At 64.1% G+C, this 18,253-nt stretch carries 16 protein-coding genes; 2 read left to right on the top strand and 14 right to left on the bottom strand.

Going from position 1 to position 18,253, the window contains the following annotated elements; translation table 11 throughout:
• Positions 1-9: 9 nt before the first annotated feature.
• The 7 genes from LDO27_RS16860 to rfbB form a co-directional block, all read right to left on the bottom strand.
• Positions 10-4,005: a glycosyltransferase gene (locus tag LDO27_RS16860; RefSeq protein ID WP_224042889.1), complete on the bottom strand. Its 3,996-nt coding sequence runs from the start codon at positions 4,003-4,005 to the stop codon at positions 10-12.
• Positions 4,006-4,025: 20 nt separating this feature from the next.
• The gene (locus LDO27_RS16855) at positions 4,026-5,459 is read right to left on the bottom strand and encodes an ABC transporter ATP-binding protein (RefSeq protein WP_224042887.1); all 1,434 of its coding nucleotides are present in this window, start codon (positions 5,457-5,459) and stop codon (positions 4,026-4,028) included.
• Positions 5,449-6,270: an ABC transporter permease gene (locus tag LDO27_RS16850; protein WP_224042885.1), complete on the bottom strand. Its 822-nt coding sequence runs from the start codon at positions 6,268-6,270 to the stop codon at positions 5,449-5,451. The genes LDO27_RS16855 and LDO27_RS16850 overlap by 11 nt, the downstream gene beginning before the upstream one ends.
• Positions 6,271-6,379: 109 nt before the next feature.
• A complete protein-coding gene (gene rfbC, locus LDO27_RS16845) occupies positions 6,380-6,931 on the bottom strand; it encodes a dTDP-4-dehydrorhamnose 3,5-epimerase (protein ID WP_224042884.1) in 552 nt (183 codons plus the stop codon).
• Positions 6,928-7,806: a glucose-1-phosphate thymidylyltransferase RfbA gene (gene rfbA / locus LDO27_RS16840; protein WP_224042883.1), complete on the bottom strand. Its 879-nt coding sequence runs from the start codon at positions 7,804-7,806 to the stop codon at positions 6,928-6,930. The genes rfbC and rfbA overlap by 4 nt, the downstream gene beginning before the upstream one ends.
• Positions 7,807-7,817: 11 nt before the next feature.
• On the bottom strand, positions 7,818-8,732 hold the full coding sequence (gene rfbD / locus LDO27_RS16835; RefSeq protein WP_224042882.1) for a dTDP-4-dehydrorhamnose reductase: 915 nt from the start codon (positions 8,730-8,732) through the stop codon (positions 7,818-7,820).
• Positions 8,722-9,786: a dTDP-glucose 4,6-dehydratase gene (gene rfbB, locus LDO27_RS16830; protein WP_224042881.1), complete on the bottom strand. Its 1,065-nt coding sequence runs from the start codon at positions 9,784-9,786 to the stop codon at positions 8,722-8,724. Before rfbB ends, rfbD begins: the two co-directional genes overlap by 11 nt.
• Positions 9,787-10,025: 239 nt before the next feature.
• Between rfbB and LDO27_RS16825 the strand changes: the two genes are divergently transcribed.
• Positions 10,026-10,865, top strand: a complete 840-nt coding sequence (locus tag LDO27_RS16825; RefSeq protein ID WP_224042880.1) for a symmetrical bis(5'-nucleosyl)-tetraphosphatase — start codon at positions 10,026-10,028, stop codon at positions 10,863-10,865.
• A 44-nt stretch (positions 10,866-10,909) separates the two neighbouring features.
• Here LDO27_RS16825 and LDO27_RS16820 read toward each other — a convergent pair whose 3' ends face one another.
• The 7 genes from LDO27_RS16820 to LDO27_RS16790 all read right to left on the bottom strand — a co-directional run bounded on the left by LDO27_RS16820 (position 10,910) and on the right by LDO27_RS16790 (position 16,534).
• Positions 10,910-11,737 (bottom strand): lysophospholipid acyltransferase family protein, encoded by an 828-nt coding sequence (locus tag LDO27_RS16820; RefSeq protein WP_224042879.1) that lies wholly within the window; start codon positions 11,735-11,737, stop codon positions 10,910-10,912.
• 13 nt (positions 11,738-11,750) lie between these two features.
• Entirely contained in the window at positions 11,751-13,025 is a 1,275-nt protein-coding gene (locus LDO27_RS16815) for a dihydroorotase (RefSeq protein WP_224042878.1), read from the bottom strand.
• Between the two features lie 35 nt (positions 13,026-13,060).
• A complete protein-coding gene (locus LDO27_RS16810; protein ID WP_224042877.1) occupies positions 13,061-14,032 on the bottom strand; it encodes an aspartate carbamoyltransferase catalytic subunit in 972 nt (323 codons plus the stop codon).
• A gap of 114 nt (positions 14,033-14,146) precedes the next feature.
• Positions 14,147-14,704, bottom strand: coding sequence for a bifunctional pyr operon transcriptional regulator/uracil phosphoribosyltransferase PyrR (gene pyrR, locus LDO27_RS16805; RefSeq protein WP_222208012.1), 558 nt, complete (start codon positions 14,702-14,704; stop codon positions 14,147-14,149).
• The gene (gene ruvX / locus LDO27_RS16800; protein WP_222208014.1) at positions 14,701-15,153 is read right to left on the bottom strand and encodes a Holliday junction resolvase RuvX; all 453 of its coding nucleotides are present in this window, start codon (positions 15,151-15,153) and stop codon (positions 14,701-14,703) included. Before ruvX ends, pyrR begins: the two co-directional genes overlap by 4 nt.
• The gene (locus LDO27_RS16795; protein ID WP_222208016.1) at positions 15,146-15,718 is read right to left on the bottom strand and encodes a YqgE/AlgH family protein; all 573 of its coding nucleotides are present in this window, start codon (positions 15,716-15,718) and stop codon (positions 15,146-15,148) included. The genes ruvX and LDO27_RS16795 overlap by 8 nt, the downstream gene beginning before the upstream one ends.
• 108 nt (positions 15,719-15,826) lie before the next feature.
• Positions 15,827-16,534 carry a pseudouridine synthase gene (locus LDO27_RS16790; RefSeq protein ID WP_224042876.1) on the bottom strand — a complete coding sequence of 236 codons (708 nt, stop codon included), beginning with the start codon at positions 16,532-16,534 and terminating at the stop codon, positions 15,827-15,829.
• Positions 16,535-16,663: 129 nt separating this feature from the next.
• Here LDO27_RS16790 and LDO27_RS16785 point away from each other — a divergent pair, with 129 nt between their 5' ends.
• On the top strand, positions 16,664-18,223 hold the full coding sequence (locus LDO27_RS16785; RefSeq protein ID WP_224042875.1) for a cryptochrome/photolyase family protein: 1,560 nt from the start codon (positions 16,664-16,666) through the stop codon (positions 18,221-18,223).
• The last annotated feature ends 30 nt before the right edge of the window (positions 18,224-18,253 follow it).

Genomic DNA, 18,253 nt, shown 5'->3' with positions numbered 1-18,253 from the left:
CCCTCCGCGTCATGGCGCTGGTGTCAGCGACTCGCCCGTTGCCGCAACGATCGTATTGGTAAAGGTCTCGCGCGAGAAGCATTGCTGAAAGACCTGCTGCCCGCGGTGCCCGATGGCGTTCCAGCTATCCCGCCGTGCCAACGACGACTCCAGCGTCCTCGCAATGGCTTCAGCCGAGTCGGCCGGAATGATGAAGCCCGACTCCATATCTTCAATATACTTGGACGTCCCGGTCGACAATGTGCACATCAGGGGCTTGCCCGCCGACAGCGCGTGCAGCGACACAAGCGGCAGCGTGTCATCGCGAGACGGCACGACCACGAGATCGGATTCGCCCAGTTCGGTCACATAGCTTTCGAATCCCAACTCCTTCCCAAGCGTGATCTGAGGAATGTCCTTGGCGCGACTATGTACGACCTTGAAAAACGAGTCATGCAATACACGGCCAAAAAAGCGGAACGAGCATTGGGCCCGGCGCTCGGGTTTCAACAGGCGGATCGCCTCCACCATCAGATCCTGGCCCTTGCGCGGTTCATAGGAACCGAACACGCTGATCACCACCGGGTCGTCGCCTGCACCATTGCTGGCCCGGGGAAGCGCCAGCGGATCCAGCCCGTACTCGATGACTCTGACGTCCGGACGCAGCGCGGTCAGCGGCTCCGCGGCGCGCTGGCTACCGGCCCACACCGCCTTCGCACTTTTCATTGCGGCGTCGAAACCGGAATGCTCGCGGGACAGTTGGGCCACCAGGCTGGTCTCGTGGATGTACCAGTAAACGTCCGTAACGGGAGCCACCTGCTCCACCAGTGGAAAGGACACCGCGGTGTTGGCGATCACTGCATCGAAATTGCGCGCGAAATCCAGCACGGACGGATGTTGGCGGAGCACCAGCGCGTCGACGATCACCGTGATCCCCAGCTGCTGGAAAGCGCGGCGCATCGGCCCGTCCTCCGGCGAGACAACCACGACGAAATGACCGGACGCCTTCAACGACTGCGCAACCTCGAGAACCACGCGAGGCGCGCCGCTTTCACTGAGATCGTGCGACACCAGCAGGACGTCCTTGCCGTTGCCTTGGTATGGCCTTTCGGCGGCGAAAACCTCGTAGTGGTCCGGCGAGTCGTGGAACAGCAGTTCCCGCATGGCCTTCGTGAAGTACGGATCGCGCGCGAGCATGGCGGACCAGCGACGCAACAGATAAATGTCCGCCTTGTCCTTGCGCCGGGTCGCCGCCTTCTTCTGGGCCTTCTCCATGGCGCCGATGGACATGTGGCCGATGTGAAGCAGCTTGGCGTGCGGCGTGTAGACGCACTCGTAACCGGCCTCGCGGACCTTGAAGCAGAGGTCTACGTCGGAATGGTTGATAGGCGCGTCAACGGCATCGAAGCCTCCAATGGCGCCGAATACGTCGGCGCGGATCGCGAGGCATGCGCCGCAGATCAGCGAAACCTGCCGTACCGATTGTGCGAATTGATAGTGCTTCGCGGTGTCATCCGGCAGCGCGTGGAATGCCGTGCCGACCAGGCGCCGGACGCCGGTTACCATGCCGGCATGCTGGATCGTTCCATTCTCGTACAACAGCTTGGGACCCACGACGCCTACTCGGTCAAGGGTCAGATATTCGAGCGTCGATTCAATCCAGTCCGGCGAAATCACCCGCACATCGTCGTTGAAGAAGACGAAGAATGCGCCGGTAGCGATCTTCGCGCCCGCATTGCACTTGTCGGAAAAATTGTACGGCTTGTCGTACGGCGCGAAACGCACGCGCGTGGGATCCACCTTGCCCCGCAGCGCCTCGACAATACGTGAATTCGTGACGATGATCGTCTCGAAATTCCGGTAGGTCGACTCTCCCAGAGATTCAATGGTGGCTTCGATATTGGCCTGGTTGTCCGAGGGCACGATCACCGAGACCAGTTGGGTAAATTGAGCGGGGTCCCGGTGCGCGCGGTTTGCCGTCGGCAGCGCCTCGGCTCTGCCGTTCCACCCCCTCCGATCGATGGCATCCTGCAGTGCGGCGAGATTCGTGACGCGCGCGTGCGGTTTGCCACCCGCTGCTGCGGACGAGGCGATCATTCTCCAGCCGTACAAGACGCGCTCGATGTGGGCGACGCGTCTGGCCCTTTCCGTCACGCGCAGCGCCAGGTCATAGTCCTGCGAGAAATCGAACTGCGAACGGAACCCACCGACAGCTTCAACCAGCGATTTGCGATAAACACCGAAGTGGCCGATGTACATGCAGTTGAGCAACAGCATCGGATCCCAGTCTGGCTTGGTGAAAATCTCCACCGGCCGCCCAGCCTCGTCGGTCTTGCACTCGTCGGAATAGACCACGTCAATGGCCGGATCCTCAGCCAGCTTGCGCGCGACCGCCCACAACGCATCGTTGGTCAGCACATCGTCGTTGTCGAGCAGACCGACGAATTCGCCGGTAGCCTGTTGCAGCGCCAGATTGGTGGCGTGCGAAATGCCACCGTTGACCTCTGAAAACACGACCTTGATTCGCCGGTCGGCGTTGGCGTAGGCTCGCAGCACCGACGCGATCTCGTGGTCATCCGACTTGTCATCCGCGATGCACAACTCCCAATCGGCATAGTTCTGCGCCAACACCGAGTCGATAGCGGCCTTCAGCAGCTTCACCGGCACTTTGTACACCGGCATCAAGATCGAGATCCGGGGGCCGGCAACGACCTCGGTCGTCTGGGCCGCGGGACCCGCCAAGCGGCTCGCGATTTCTTCCAGCGCTGCTTTCGTGCGCAGCGCAATCGGGTCGAAACCTGCGGCTGTCGCGTATGCGGCATTGCCGAAGCTGCGGGCCTTCCTGAAAAGCCCCCCCGCACCTTCGGTGCGGAGCACGCGATAGGCGGCATGACCCAGCTTATCCCAGCCGCCCATCGCCTCCTTCGCCGCAAGAACCTTGCGCGCGCGGTTGCGGTAAGTCCTCGAGTAGTGACCCAACGCCCGCCAGGGGAACGTCAAGCGCCAGATTCGCGACGAATAGATTTCATGCAGCCGGCGATTCGCACCGTCCAACTCAGCCTGCAGAGCGTTGACCTGATCGTGAAGTTCATGGTCATGCTCGTCCATTTCCCGACGCTGTTCCGCAATAACCTCTTCCGCATGCTGCGCGACGACTTCGATCTCGTGCTGACGCCCGGTCAAAGCTTCATCCAGGTCGTGAATGCTCGCATCCAGTTCCCTGATGCGGTTCTCCAGCTCTCTATTGCGCGCCTCCGAGGCGTTCAACGCGTTGTGCACTTCCCCGATCTGGCTTTGCTGCGCCGCCATGCCGGCCTCGAGCTGCTGCTCTCGGGTAAGCCGATAGCCGAGTTCAGCGAAAAACTTGGCGATGCGGGTCCGCCCTTCGGCGTCGGCATCGACCAATGGCGCAATCAGGGTGCGGGCCTGCGGGCCTACTGCCAGCACACCCAGCCCGTGACCGTGCGCAAACTCGAAGTGCGGATACTGAGCCGACAGTTCTTCCCACAGTTTCCACACGCCAAAGTCGCGCTCGCGGACATTCGTGTCATGGAACAAGACCACCGCCCTTTCGGACAGCTTGTCTTTCCACGTCAGGAAGTCATGTTTGACGGCTTCGTAGCTGTGCAGACCATCGATATGCAAAAGGTCGATGCTATCGGGTCCGAAGTTCGCAGCTGCCTCATCGAACGTGGCCTGCACCAGACGCGAGAAATAGCTGTACTCAGCGTCGTGGGCCTGCCGCACCTGTCCAAGCACCTGATTCCCATAAAAGCCGGCGTGTTCGTCGCCCTGCCACGTATCGACAGCGAACGCGCGAGATTCCAAACGTTGCTGCTTGATGGCCTGACAGAACGCGCAGTACGAATCGCCATAGTGCGTGCCCAGCTCGACCAGCACGCGTGGCTTCAGCATTTCTATGAGCGCGAACGCGAATGGTATGTGCTCGATCCACGCGCTCTTTCCCGACAGGTAGATGGGCCGATCGAAGCTTCCAGGAAATTGCAGGGGGTTGAACGAATGCATGTGTCAGTATGAAAGTTCGGTCAGCGCTGGACGCGCAGCGGCTCCACGTCCGCGGGAACGTCGGGGCACGCGGGCCTGGCGGCCATCTCTATATGGCGCATCGGGATGCCCACCAGACCGGTGGACACGCTCGACGACGACGACGTGAAGAGCAGTGCATCGTGAATCCAATGCAATTGCGTATGGACATCCTGCGTACCTTGGGCGATCGCCACGCAGATCGAGTAATCCCCCTTCGGGAGGATTGGCATCTGGAAGTGGAAGCGCGCCTCGAGTTCGCCGCCCGCCGCGCATTGCACCGCGGCGTCGTGATAAGTGAAATAGGTGTTGTCGCCGAACAGTGTCTGGCCCAACCGGTCCTTCACATAGAAGCCGATGATTGGCGATTGCAGCGGCTTGTGTGCAACGGCGGTAATAGAAATGACAACCGTCTCGCCGCCGACGACCCATGACAGAGGTGCACCGTCCTCGTCAAAGAAGCGCACGTCTGTGATTTGGGCATCGCCGAGGCCGAACGAGCTGGCATTCGGATCAAACTCGAACAATTGCAGATCGTTGCGCAAGGTCGTCTGGTTGACGAACTTGAGTCGCTGGTCGCGCGTTTCCTCCGCCGGCGTCTGCGGCTTAGCCTGCACCTTTAGCCGTGTGGTCGTACTCTTGCCCTGTTGGGCCTCGTAGAAGGCTTCAAGGTAGGCGTCGCAAACGTCCTTGGGAGCGCCCGCCATGAGCACCTGGCCATGCTCGAGCCAGATCGCATGCGAACACAGGCTCTTGACCGACGCCGTATCGTGACTGACGAACAGAATGGTGCCGGTCTCCATGAACTTGCGCAGGAAGCGCATGCACTTCTGGGTGAAGAACGCATCCCCAACAGCCAGCGCCTCATCGACAATCAGTACGTCCGCATCGACGTGCGCGATGACAGCGAAAGCCAACCGCACCAGCATGCCGCTGGAATACGTCTTGACTGGCTGTCCGACAAAGTCACCAATATCGGCGAAGGCAACGATCTGGTCGAATCGCTCCTCGATCTGCTTGCGTGTCAGACCGTACAGTTGGCCGTTGAGGAACACGTTCTCGCGGCCCGTGAACTCGGGATTGAAGCCGGAGCCCAGTTCCAGTAGCGCGGCCACCCTGCCGCTGAATTCGGCCTCTCCGGCGGTAGGCGCGAGCGTGCCACAGATGATCTGGAGCAACGTGCTCTTGCCTGAACCGTTTCGGCCGACGATGCCAACGGTTTGACCGCGAGGGATTTCGAAGGACACGTCGTTCAGCGCCCAGAACTTGCGCGAGCACTTCTCGGCGCGGCCGCGCAGTTTTGCCTTCAGCGCTGGAACGGGGCAAGTCCGAGCGGCAAGGCCGTACAGACCTTCCATCAGCCTGTCCTTCGGACGTTCGTAGGTACGGAATACCTTGCTCAGGTGGGAAACTCGGATTGCCAGATCAGACGACATCGGCGAACCCCCTCCGAGATTTCTGGAACGCGGCGAAACCGATCCAGGCCACCGCGGCCGTGAAGGCCAAATAACGCAACCATCCGTCCCACTCCAGCGGGCTGCCGATCACCAGCACACTTCGCATCTGCTCGATGGGGAACGTCAGTGGGTTGAGGTCCGCCAGGATGCGCCAGCGCTCGGGAAACGAGCTTACCGGAAAGAAAATAGGCGAAACGAACATCAGGCCGGTGACGACGATACCGACGGTCTGCCCCACGTCTCGCAGGTACACCCCGATCGCGGCAAGGCCCCAGGTCAGTCCGAGCAACAGCAACACGACGGGGACCATCACCACCGGTGCAAAGAGCGCAGTCGCCGGCACCGAGCCCATGCTGATCCATTCAAAGACCAGCAGCACGCCGACGCTGACCACCGCATGGAACAGTGCGGACAGCACCGTCACGCACGGCAAAATTTCGAGCGGAAAAATTACCTTTTTCACGAAGTTGACATTTGACAGCACCACATTGGGCGCCTTCACCAGACACTCGCTGAATACGTTGAAGATGATGAGGCCCGCGAACAAGATGACGGCGAATGTGGCCTTGGAAGGCGCGACAGTAGCCCCCCAACGCGATACAAAGATTTCGCTGAAGACGAAGGTGTAGATGCCCAGCATCAATAGCGGGATGATGAGCGACCACAACACGCCCATGACGGATCCCTTGTAACGGCCCACGGTTTCCCGCCAAGCGAGTTCTAAAACCAGGTTCCGGTTGCGTACCAGCGAGCCAATCATGGCGGCCGGACTAATACTGAAGTGTTTCATTAGAGACCTTTGTGACTCGACGCGTGTCCCGGACACGATGTCCGCGGCCAGCCCCCAAAATCAAAGCGGAGTCGCGCCTGGCATGCCCAATACTGGCCATGCGACCGACTTACGCGAAGCACTCAGCCTGGTCGAGCGTAACTGCCTGCCGGTCTTTTTGGGCGAGCAGCGGCTCACCTGTAATCTGCCAGTCGATGCCGATCGCGGGATCGCACCACAGCACGCTGCGTTCCGCTGATGGGTTGTAGTAGTCGGTCGTCTTGTAAAGGAAATCCGCCGATTCGGATAGCACCACGAAACCGTGGGCAAAGCCCTCCGGCACCCAGAGTTGGCGCTTGTTTTCGCCCGACAGTCGCACTCCGACCCATTTGCCGAAGTTGGACGACGAACGCCGCATGTCGACGGCCACGTCAAGTACCTCCCCAGACACCACGCGGACCAGCTTGCCTTGGGGATTCTGGATCTGGTAATGCAGACCGCGCAACACGTTGCGCGCGGAACGGGAATGGTTGTCCTGCACGAACTCCCGTTCTACGCCTGTTGCCTCGGCAAAGACCGCGGCGTTGAAGCTCTCCATGAAGAATCCACGATCGTCGCCAAATACCTTTGGCTCCAGGATCAGTACTTCCGGCAGCGCCGTACGAATGACGGTGAGACTCATTTGATGATTTCTCCGACGATATGCTGCAGATACTTGCCGTATCCATTCTTCGCCAGGGGCCGCGCCAGTTCAGCCACTTGATCTGCCGTAATCCACTTGCTGCGATAGGCAATTTCTTCCGGGCAAGCCACCATCAGACCCTGCCTGTTCTGCAGCGTAGCGATGAAGGTCGCCGCCTCCAGCAGCGAATCATGGGTGCCCGTGTCCAGCCATGCGTAACCGCGACCCATGATTTCGACGTCAAGCTGCCCCATTTCAAGATAGCGCTTGTTGACGTCGGTGATCTCGAATTCCCCGCGTGCCGAAGGCTTGATATCGGCTGCAATGTCGCAAACCTGGTTGTCGTAGAAATACAGGCCTGTCACGGCGTAGTGCGAACGCGGCTTGGCCGGCTTCTCTTCGATCGAGACAGCACGGAAGCTGTCGTCGAATTCGACCACCCCGTAGCGCTCCGGATCGTGCACGTGATATGCAAAAACGGTCGCTCCCTTCTCCTTCCGGGCGGACCGGTGCAACTGGCTCACCAGGTCGTGGCCATGGAAAATGTTGTCACCGAGGATGAGCGCGGACGGATCGTTGCCCACGAAGTCGCGGCCGATGACGAATGCCTGGGCGAGGCCGTCGGGCGAAGGCTGCACGGCATACTGCAGATTGATACCCCACTTATTGCCATCGCCCAACATGGCGGAGAAGCGCGGGGTGTCTTCCGGCGTCGAAATGATAAGAATGTCCCGAATCCCCGCGAGCATCAGCGTCGACAGCGGGTAATAAATCATCGGCTTGTCGTATACAGGCAGCAATTGCTTGGATACGGAGCGCGTGATCGGATAGAGACGGGTGCCGGAACCTCCGGCCAAGATAATGCCTTTGCGCATGGGAAACCCTTTCAGCTCAGGATCTGGTCGAGCAAGTGATGCACGCCCGTCTGCCAGTCCGGCAGGTAAATGTCGAAGGTCTGCCGGAGCTTTTCCGTGTTCAGACGCGAATTGGCGGGACGCGGTGCGGGCAGGGGGTAAGCCGATGTGGGGATCGCTTCGACCTGAGCTGGATCGACCTTGAACGCTTCGCCATGTTGCTGCGCGTACGTGAGAAGTTCGACGGCATAGCCGTGCCAGGAGGTAAAGCCGTCTGCTGCGAGGTGGTACACACCTCCCGGGAACTCGTCCTTTGCTTCGAGCCACCGGCGTCCCACGATCTGTGCCGTAACATCGGCGATCAAGGCGGCCGTGGTGGGCGCCCCGAGCTGATCATCGATGACCCGAAGGGTGTCGCGCTCGCGCGCAAGGCGCAGCATCGTCTTAGCGAAATTACCGCCGTGCGCGCCAGCCACCCAGCAAGTGCGCAATACAAGCGCGGCCGCGCCGCTCGCCACGATGGCCTGCTCCCCGGCCAGCTTGCTTGCGCCATAGACCGACTGCGGATTGACCTCGTCGCTCTCGACGTAGGGACTGTCCTTTCGGCCGTCGTATACGTAGTCGGTCGAGTAATGAACCAGCAGGCTGCCCAGTGCTTTCGCCTCTTCGGCCAACACACCGACACTTGTGGCGTTGATCGCGAACGCGAGATCGCGCTCCGTCTCCGCCTTATCGACGGCGGTGTAGGCCGCGGGATTGACGATGACGTCCGGCTTCGCATCGCGCACAACCCGGCGAAGCTGGTCGACATCGGACAGATCGCATTTGCCTCTGTCCAGCGCAATGACCCGGCCCAGCGGAGCAAGGCTGCGGCGCAGTTCGAAGCCGACCTGCCCGTTGCTTCCAGTTACAAGAATGGTCGGAGTACGCGATAGCTTACGCGGCATATTGCTTCGCCACCCAATTCCGGTATTCCCCCGACATAACGTCCTGCACCCACGCCTGATTGTCCAGATACCACTGAACGGTCTTGCGCAGACCGCTTTCGAAGGTCTCCGCCGGCTTCCATCCGAGCTCGCGTTCCAGCTTGCGCGCGTCGATGGCGTAGCGGCGGTCGTGCCCGGGCCGGTCCTTGACGAAGGTGATCTGGTCCCGGTAGGAACCGGCCGCCTTCGGCCGCAGTTCGTCGAGCAGATCGCAGATGGTGTGGACGACCTCGAGGTTGGTCTTCTCGTTCCAGCCACCGACGTTGTATGTCTCCCCAAGCCGCCCGCGCGCGAGCACCTCTCGGATGGCGGCGCAGTGGTCGCCCACATACAGCCAGTCACGGACATTCAGGCCGTCGCCATAGACCGGCAGCGGCTTACCGCCGAGGGCATTCGAGATGACCAGCGGAATGAGCTTTTCGGGGAAATGGTACGGACCGTAGTTGTTTGAACAGTTCGTAGTGACCACCGGCAGCCCGTAGGTGTGATGGTAGGCGCGGACCAGATGATCGGAGGCCGCCTTGGACGCCGAATATGGGCTATTGGGCGCGTAGGGTGTGGTCTCCGAGAACTGAGCATCGTTCGGCCCCAGGGAGCCGAACACTTCGTCGGTGGAGACATGCAGAAAGCGGAAGCTGGTCTTGCGCGTGTCGTCAAGGCCCGACCAGTAGGCCCGCACCGCCTCCAGCAGTGTGAAGGTGCCGACGATATTGGTCTGGATGAAGTCGCCGGGACCATGGATCGACCGGTCGACATGGCTTTCCGCCGCGAAATGCACCACCGCGCGAGGCTGATGCATGGCGAACAACTGGTCCAGCGCCGCGCGGTCGCAGATATCCGTCCGCGAGAAGGTGTGCCGTGCGTCGCCTTCCAGTGAGGCAAGCGTCTTGAGGTTGCCAGCGTAGGTGAGCTTGTCGACATTGACGATGCCGTCGGCATCGCCATCGCGCAGCCAGTCCAGAACGAAGTTGGCGCCGATGAATCCGGCGCCTCCGGTAACGAGTATTTGTGGCAAACCCTGAGCTCCCTGCCTATCGATATGTTTCGAATACCCAACGAAAAGTCGGGCGCCCGCCTTGGCCCGTGAGCACGGACAGCGGGATCATAAGTACCTGCAGAAGTGGCCGTATTCTATCCGACCGAAGGATGGGGATTACCCCGACCCGTCATCTTTTTGTAGCCTGTTGTAACGATCGCTCCCCCATCTCTTTACAATCAAGCCATCCTTTGCCATATGGCTTTTCCGCCGTTTCGATGCCCGCCCCCGACCCCCGTCTTCTCCCCTACGCCATCGGCGACCTCCAAGGCTGTGCCGACGCACTCGACCGACTGGTCGACGCGCTGCCCACCGACGCCCCCCTGCGCTTCGTCGGAGACCTGATCAACCGCGGCCCCTCCTCTGCCCGGACGCTGCATACCGTGATGGCCTGGGGCGACCGTGTCCGCACCGTTCTCGGAAACCACGACATCCATCTGCTGGCCGTGGCCGCCGGCGTGCGCAAGTCGGGCCGCAGCGACACGCTGGACGACATCCTGGAGTCGCCGGACCGCGACGACCTGCTGCACTGGCTGCGGCACCGGCCGCTGGCCATCGAGGAGAACGGCTTCCTGCTGGTGCATGCCGGCGTGCTGCCGCAGTGGACCGTCGACAAGACTCTGGAACTGGCCCGGGAGGTCGAGCAGCGGCTGCAGGGGCCGGGCTGGCGGGACTTCGTTGCCGATATCTTCGGCAACGCGGCGGACCGCTGGCATGACGGCTTGCGCGGCATCGAGCGTCACCGGGTCGTGATCAACGCGCTGACTCGCCTGCGCTTTTGCACCGCCGAAGGCGTCATGGACTTCAAGACCAAGGAGGGCCTGGGCCACGCGCCCGAAGGCTTCATGCCGTGGTTCGACGTGCCCGGGCGGCACAGCGCGGACGCGACCGTAGTCTGCGGTCACTGGTCAGCTCTCGGCCTGGTAATGCGTCCGGACCTGATCGCGCTCGATACCGGATGCGTCTGGGGCGGCAAGCTGACCGCGGCGCGGCTGTCTCCCGAGCCGGCGGATCGCTCCGTGGTCCAGGTGGAATGCGGCGGAAATTGTGATTCTTGAGTCTCGCAATGTGATCCCCACTTGAGCAGGGATGACAGCCGCGGTCAGGGCATGCCAGCGGCGGCGGGGACGGCCATGGCGGGAACCGCGGCATTGGCCCGCGCGACCACATCCGCCGCGGCGTCGTGGGCGCCGGCGCACAGATGAGCCACCGCTTCCCGCGAGGCTTCGGCCAGCGCCCGGCGGCTCGGTTCGGTGGCGCGCAGTGGCGGCGCGAAGCTCAGGCGCGCCACGATGGGCGGGGCATGAAGGACCGCGTTGAGCGTCTGCATCAGCGTGAGTTCCCCGATATAGGCAGGCGCCACGGTGCGCTCCCGCGTGGCGGCGTCGAGATAGGCGAGTCCCACGGGCAACACCGGCAGACCGCCGGAGATCGGCGCCTGCATCAGGTTGGCATGGAAGGGCAGCACCTGTGCGCCATCGCTGGTCGTGCCCTCCGGAAAGACGCAGACGCGGTCGCCTTGCAGCATGCAGTCGGTGATGTCGTGCAGCACGCGGTGGGCGTCGCGCTTGCGGCCGCGCTCGATGAACAGCGTGCCCGTCTGCGCGCACAGCCAGCCGATGACCGGCCAGCCCCTGATCTCGGACTTGGCGACGAAGCGTGCCGGATGCCAGCAGTGGATGACGAAGATATCCAGCCACGAAATATGGTTGCAGACCACCATCGCGCCATGGGTGCCGGCCACATCGGCCTGATCGGGCACGGTCCCGACCAGTTCGAGCCGCACCCCGCACAGCCGCAGCAGCCGCAGCGACCAGCGCCGGATATGCCAGCGCCGCACGCTGGCCCCGATCCAGGGGAACAGCACGGCGCAGGTCACGACGCCGCGCAGCAGGTGCAGCGCGAGGGCGATCTTGCGCAGCCAGATCATCGGCCGTTACCGCTCAGCGGGCCTCGTAGACGATCTGGCCGCCCACCAGGGTGGTGCGCACCCGGCCCTGCATGTCGTAGCCCAGCCACGGCGAATTCTTGCCCTGGCTCTTGAGCGAGCGGCGCTCGACCTTCCAGGTCTGCTTCGGATCGAACACGCAGACGTCGGCCGCGCAGCCCGGCGCGAGCTTGCCGGCCGCGAGACCGATTACGCGGGCCGGCTCTGCGGTGATGCGTCCCAGCGCCGTGGCCAGGGGCACGCCATGCTCCTCGGCCCAGCGCAGCGTCAGCGGCAGCAGCAGTTCGAGCCCGGTGGCGCCCGGCGTGGCTTCGCCGAAAGGCAGCAGCTTTTCATCGTCGTCCACCGGCGTGTGATCGGAACACAGCGCGTCGATGGTGCCGTCGGCGAGCGCAGCGACGATGGCATCGCGGTCGCGCCCGCCGCGCAGCGGCGGCGAGAAGCGCATCTGCGAGTTGAAGAAGCCGATATCGACGTCGGTCAGCCCGACGTGGTGGATATTGACGTCGCAGCTGACCTGCAGCCCTTCGCGCTTGGCTTGGCGCACCAGCTCGATGCCGGCGGCCGACGACAGCCGGCACAGGTGCACGCGCGCACCCGTGGCCCGCATCAGCTCGAAGATGGTATGCAGCCGCACGGTCTCGGCGATCACGGAGACGCCCGACAGGCCCAGCCGCGAGGCGACCGCCCCACTGGCTGCGACACCGCCGCCCAGCCACGGATCTTCCGGGCGCAGCCAGACGGTGAACCCGAACGTCTGCGCGTATTGCAGCGCGCGCAGCAGCACCTGGGTATTGCGGATCGGCATCTCCGCCTGGCTGAAGCCGACGCAGCCCGCCTCGGTGAGCTGCGACATCTCGGTCAGGGTCTCGCCCTTCAGGCCCAGGGTCAGCGCGCCAAGCGGATAGACGTGCGTCTGGTTCAGCGAGCGGGCGCGGAACTTGAGCATCTCTACCAGGCCCGGCTCATCGAGCACGGGGTCGGTATCGGGCGGGCACACCAGGCTGGTCACGCCGCCGGCCGACGCCGCCGCCACCTCGGATTCGAGCGTGGCCTTGTATTCGTAGCCGGGCTCGCGCAGCCGCGCGCACAGGTCGACCAGTCCGGGGCACACGATCTGTCCGCTGGCGTCGATGGTCTTGTTGGCCTGGAAGTCGGCGGGCGCGTTGCCCACGCCGACGACGCGGCCGGCGGCGATATAGAGGTCCTGCTGCGCGTCGACGTTCGCGGCCGGGTCGATCAGGCGGCCACCCTTGATGTGAATCTTCATATCGTGTCGCTTGGCTGGTATCGGTTGTTCTTGTTTCAGTCGTGATTGCCGGCCACGATGCCCATCACGGCCATGCGCACCGCAATGCCGAACGTCACCTGGTTCAGGATCACCGACTGCGGGCCGTCGGCCACGGCGGAGTCGATCTCCACGCCGCGGTTCATCGGTCCGGGGTGCATGACGATGGCGTCGGGCTTGGCCAGCGCCATGCGCTCCGGCGTCAGACCGTAGGCCTTGAAGTATTCCTGCGCCGAGGGCAGCAGCGCGCCGCTCATGCGTTCGTTCTGCAGACGCAGCATGATCACCACGTCGACGCCCTTCAGGCCTTCCTCCATGCTATGGAAGACGCGCACGCCCATCTGCTCCAGCCCGGACGGCAGCAGCGTGCGCGGCCCGATGGCGCGCACTTCCGGCACGCCCAGCGTGGTCAGCGCATGGATGTCCGAGCGGGCCACGCGCGAATGCAGGATGTCGCCAACGATCGCGACGGTCAGGTTGGTGAAGTCCTTTTTGTAATGCCGGATGGTGTACATGTCGAGCAGCCCCTGCGTGGGGTGCGCGTGCCGGCCATCGCCGGCGTTGATGACATGCACATGCGGGGCCACGTGCTGCGCGATCAGGTAGGGCGCGCCCGAGCTGGCATGGCGCACCACGAACATGTCGGCGGACATCGCCGACAGGTTGTTGATGGTGTCCAGCAGCGACTCGCCCTTGCTGGTCGACGAGGCGTTGATGTTCAGGTTCAGCACGTCCGCCGACAGCCGCTTGGCGGCGATCTCGAAGGTGGTGCGCGTGCGCGTGGAGTTCTCGAAGAACAGGTTGAACACGCTCTTGCCGCGCAGCAGCGGCACCTTCTTGACGTCGCGGTCCGAGTCCGACAGCGAGACGAACTGGCTGGCGGTGTCCAGAATGTGCGTGACCATGTCGCGCGACAGTCCTTCGATGGACAGCAGATGCTTCAGCTCGCCGTTCTTGGTGAGCTGCGGATTGCGGAACGTCTTGATCATGGCAGGTGAGGCCCGGGCAATGGCGATTGGCTGGTCTGGCGTTGGTGGTGGCGATGCGGGCCGCGCGCGGGCCGCGTCGATGACGCGGCCGGCCCGACGCCCGCGCGGAGCCGGTCAGTTGCCGGCACCGGGGAAGACTTCGGTGGAGGTTTCGGTGGAGAAGGCGAAGCGCGTGTCGGCGCCCTCGCCTTCGCGCGACAGCACCAGCGTGGTGCCGCGCGGCAGCTCGATGCGCTGGGCGACGAAGTCGGCGGCGATCGGCAATTCGCGTCCGCCACGGTCGACCAGCGTGGCCAGCGCCACGCGCGCGGGCCGGCCGTAGTCGAACAGTTCGTTGACCGCGGCGCGGATGGTGCGGCCCGTGGCCAGCACGTCGTCAATCAGCAGCACGTTGCGATCCTGCACGTCGAACGGCAGCGTGGTCGACTGCGCCTGGCTGTGCAGGCCCTTCTTCGCGTAGTCGTCGCGGTGGAAGGCCACGTTGACCATGCCGTGGTTGGGCAGCCCCAGGTCTGCGGCGAGCCGCTCGGCGATCCAGGCGCCGCCCGAATGGATGCCGGCGATCGACCATTTGTCTCGTGCCGGGCCGGACTCCGCGGGAAGCAGGTTCCGCACCTGGTCGCGCAGGGTACGGTAGAGCGCCTCGGCGTCAAGGGAGGATGTCTGGGTCATAGCGGATGCTGGTCGAAATACTGTTGCAGGATGATGCGCGCGGCTTCGGCATCGAGCGCCCCGGGACGGGCCCCGCCCATCTCCGCAAGGCGGGACGAATAGCGTTCGTCGATCCAGGTCACCGGAAGACCGAAGCGTCCGTTCAATTGATTGCCGAAGCGGCGCGCCAGCCGCATCGAGGGCTGCTCGCCGCCTTCCGGGTTCACCGGCATGCCGACGACCAGGTGCACCGGCGCCCATTCCTCTATCAGCGCGGCCACGGCGGCGAACCGGCCCTCGACGGTGAGATTGGGGACGATGGTGAGCGCCCGGGCCTGGCGCGTGATGAAGTTGCCCAGCGCGACGCCGATCTTCCTCTCGCCGTAGTCGAAGGCGAGCACCGTGCCGTCCACGGGCAGGACGGGGGCGCTTGCGGGCGGGGTGGTTTGCGGCGCATCGGCGTCAGGCATGCCCCGCCTCGCCGGAGAGCATGGTGAAATCAATGCCCAGAAGGCGAACGGCGGAGGCGAAGCGTTCCTCGGGAGGGACGCTGAAGATGATCTCGGGGTCGGCCTGGACGGTCAGCCAGCCATTGCGGCTCAGTTCTTCCTCCAGCTGTCCGGCGCCCCAGCCGGCGTAGCCGAGCGTCAGCAGGAAGCGGTGAGGACCGCTGCCATTGGCGACGGCTTCGAGGACGTCCTTGGAGGTGGTCATTTCCAGCCCGCCGGGCACGGTCAGCGACGACACGTAGATGCCCACCGGGTCGTGCAGCACGAAGCCCCGCTCGGTCTGCACCGGGCCGCCGAAGTAGACCGGCTGCTGGGCCACCGGCTGGATTTCCAGCTTGAGGTCGATCTTGTCGAACAGCGTGGCCATGTCGATATCGATGGGCCGGTTGATCACCAGGCCCAGCGCGCCGCGCTCGTTGTGTTCGCAGATATAGACGACTGCGCCCGTAAACGTCGGATCTGCCATGCCTGGCATGGCGATCAGGAACTGATTCGTCAGATTGATGAGGGCTTCGGGCTTCGCCATGGGCTGCATTTTATCAAATCATGGCCAAGATTCCGGAAAAGATTCCGCCGTCGCCGCGGTGCACCATCGCGCTCCGCGCCGGGCGGCGACCGCCCCCGGGACCCGCGCCTATTCCTTGCGGGTCAGCGCGGCCAGGTCTTCCGGCGTCAGCCAGCGCCATTCGCCCGGCTCCAGCGCGGGATCCAGCGGCAGTGCCCCGATGCGGCTGCGGTGCAGGGCGACCACGTGGTTGCCGGCGGCGACCACCATGCGCTTGACCTGATGGTATTTACCCTCGGACAGGGTCAGCCGCAGGGAACGCTCGCCGGTCGCCTCGCAGGCCAGCGCGGCCAGTGGCGCCGGCTCGTCGTCCAGCTGCACGCCGCTGCGCAGCGCCTGGACCTGGGCCTCGGTGACCGGCTCGGCCGTGGTGACTTCGTAGATCTTGGGGATCTTGCGCTTGGGCGAGGTCTGCGCGTGGATGAACTGGCCGTCGTCGGACAGCAGCAGCAGGCCGGTGGTGTCCTGGTCCAGCCGTCCGACCGCCTGCACCCCGCGCAGGCGCAACGGGTCCGGCAGCAGCGTATAGACGCTCGGATGGTGGATGGGCCGCTGCGAGCATTCGTAGCCGGCGGGCTTGTGCAGCATCACGTACGCCTTGGCGTGGCACGTCCACGGCTCGCCGTCGATGGCGATTTGCAGGCCCTCCACCTCGAACTGGGCCGAAGGGTCATCGCACACCTCGCCGTTGACTTCCACCATGCCGGCCGCCACGAGGTCCCCGCAATAGCGGCGCGTGCCGAAGCCCTGGGATTGGAGAATGCGATCGAGAGTCATGGTGTGGCTGGTACGTCGGAAGTTGATGGTAAGGGCGCCATCGCGGCCGGGCAGGCGGCGATGTCGCTATGTTAGGGTAGCGCCCACGTCAATCCGGCCTTCAACGCCGCAATATCCACGAGAAACGCCTTGCCCCCGCTTTCCGATTCCGGACGCCGCCCCTACCAGATCGATCGCCGCTTCGAGCGCGCACTCGTCTGGTTCCGCCGAGACCTGCGGATCGACGACCATGCGGCGCTGCATTATGCCCTCAAGCACAGCCGGCAGGTCTGGTGCGCGTTCGTCTTCGACCGGGACATTCTCGACCCCTTGCTGGAACGGGGCCTGCAACAGGATCGCCGCGTCGAGTTCATCCTGCGTTCGCTCGCACCCCTGGAGGCTGCCCTGCGCGCCTCCGGCGGTGGCCTCATCGTGTTGCACGACAGCGCCAGCCGCGCCGTGCCCGCGTTGGCCCGGGACCTGGACGTGCAGGCCGTCTTCGCCAACCACGACTACGAGCCGGCCGCCGTCGCGCGCGACGCCGAAGTCCGCGATGCGCTGGCCAGCGAGGCTCGCCTGCTGTTCACCTTCAAGGACCAGGTCGTCTTCGAGCGGGACGAGATCCTCAATGGCCAGGGCAAGCCGTTCGCAGTCTTCACCCCCTACAAGAACGCCTGGCTGCGCGAAGTCCGCCCGTTCGACCTGCGGCCTTATCCGGTCGCGCCCTATCTGCCGGCGCTCGCCGCGCCGCCCCCGGCCCTGGACCGCGGCATGCCCGCCCTGGAGACCCTGGGCTTCGCGCCCACCAACCTGCCGGAACTGGCCATCCCCATCGGCAGCGAGGGCGCGCACGAGCTGTTCGACGATTTCCTCACCCGCATCGAGGACTACCAGCGCCGGCGCGACTTTCCCGCGCTGCGCGGGCCGAGCTATCTGTCGGTGCATCTGCGCTTTGGCACCATCTCGATCCGCACGCTCGCCCGCGCCGCGCATACGGCCGTGCTGTACGGCGGGGCCGCCGCCAGCGGCGCGGCGACGTGGCTGTCGGAACTGATCTGGCGGGACTTCTACTTCATGGTGCTGCACCACCACCCGCGCGTGGCGGCTGGGAAGTCCTTCCATCCCGCGTATGACGCCATCCGCTGGGAACAGGGCGAAGTCGCCGAGGACTATTTCCGCGCCTGGTGCGAGGGTCGCACCGGCTATCCGCTGGTGGACGCCGCCATGCTGCAACTGAACCAGACCGGCTATATGCACAACCGGCTGCGCATGGTGACAGCCAGTTTCCTCAGCAAGGACCTGGGCATCGACTGGCGCCGCGGCGAGCAGTATTTCGCCGATCGGCTCAACGACTACGACCTCGCGGCGAACAACGGCGGGTGGCAGTGGGCGGCATCGAGCGGCTGCGACGCGCAGCCCTACTTCCGCATCTTCAATCCGGTGACGCAATCGCAGAAGTTCGATCCGGACGGACGATTCATCCGGCGGTATCTGCCGCAGCTGGGCGCCCTCCCCGACAGGTATTTGCACGCGCCGTGGACGGCGCGGGAGGACGTGCTGAGCGCGGCTGGCGTCCGGCTAGGCCAGGACTACCCGCGGCCCATCGTGCAGCATGACGTGGCGAGGCAGCAGACGCTGGCGCGGTACGCGGTGGTGAAGGAGGCGAAGGGACGCGACCTGGCTGCGGTGGCAGAAGACGCGCAGGGTTGAGCGCAAACGCCCAGGCGCGCGCCGCCGCCA

It is taken from the genome of Cupriavidus respiraculi, assembly GCF_914271545.1.
In the GTDB taxonomy this organism is placed as follows: domain Bacteria; phylum Pseudomonadota; class Gammaproteobacteria; order Burkholderiales; family Burkholderiaceae; genus Cupriavidus; species Cupriavidus respiraculi.
This window is presented reverse-complemented; position numbering and strand designations above follow the sequence as displayed.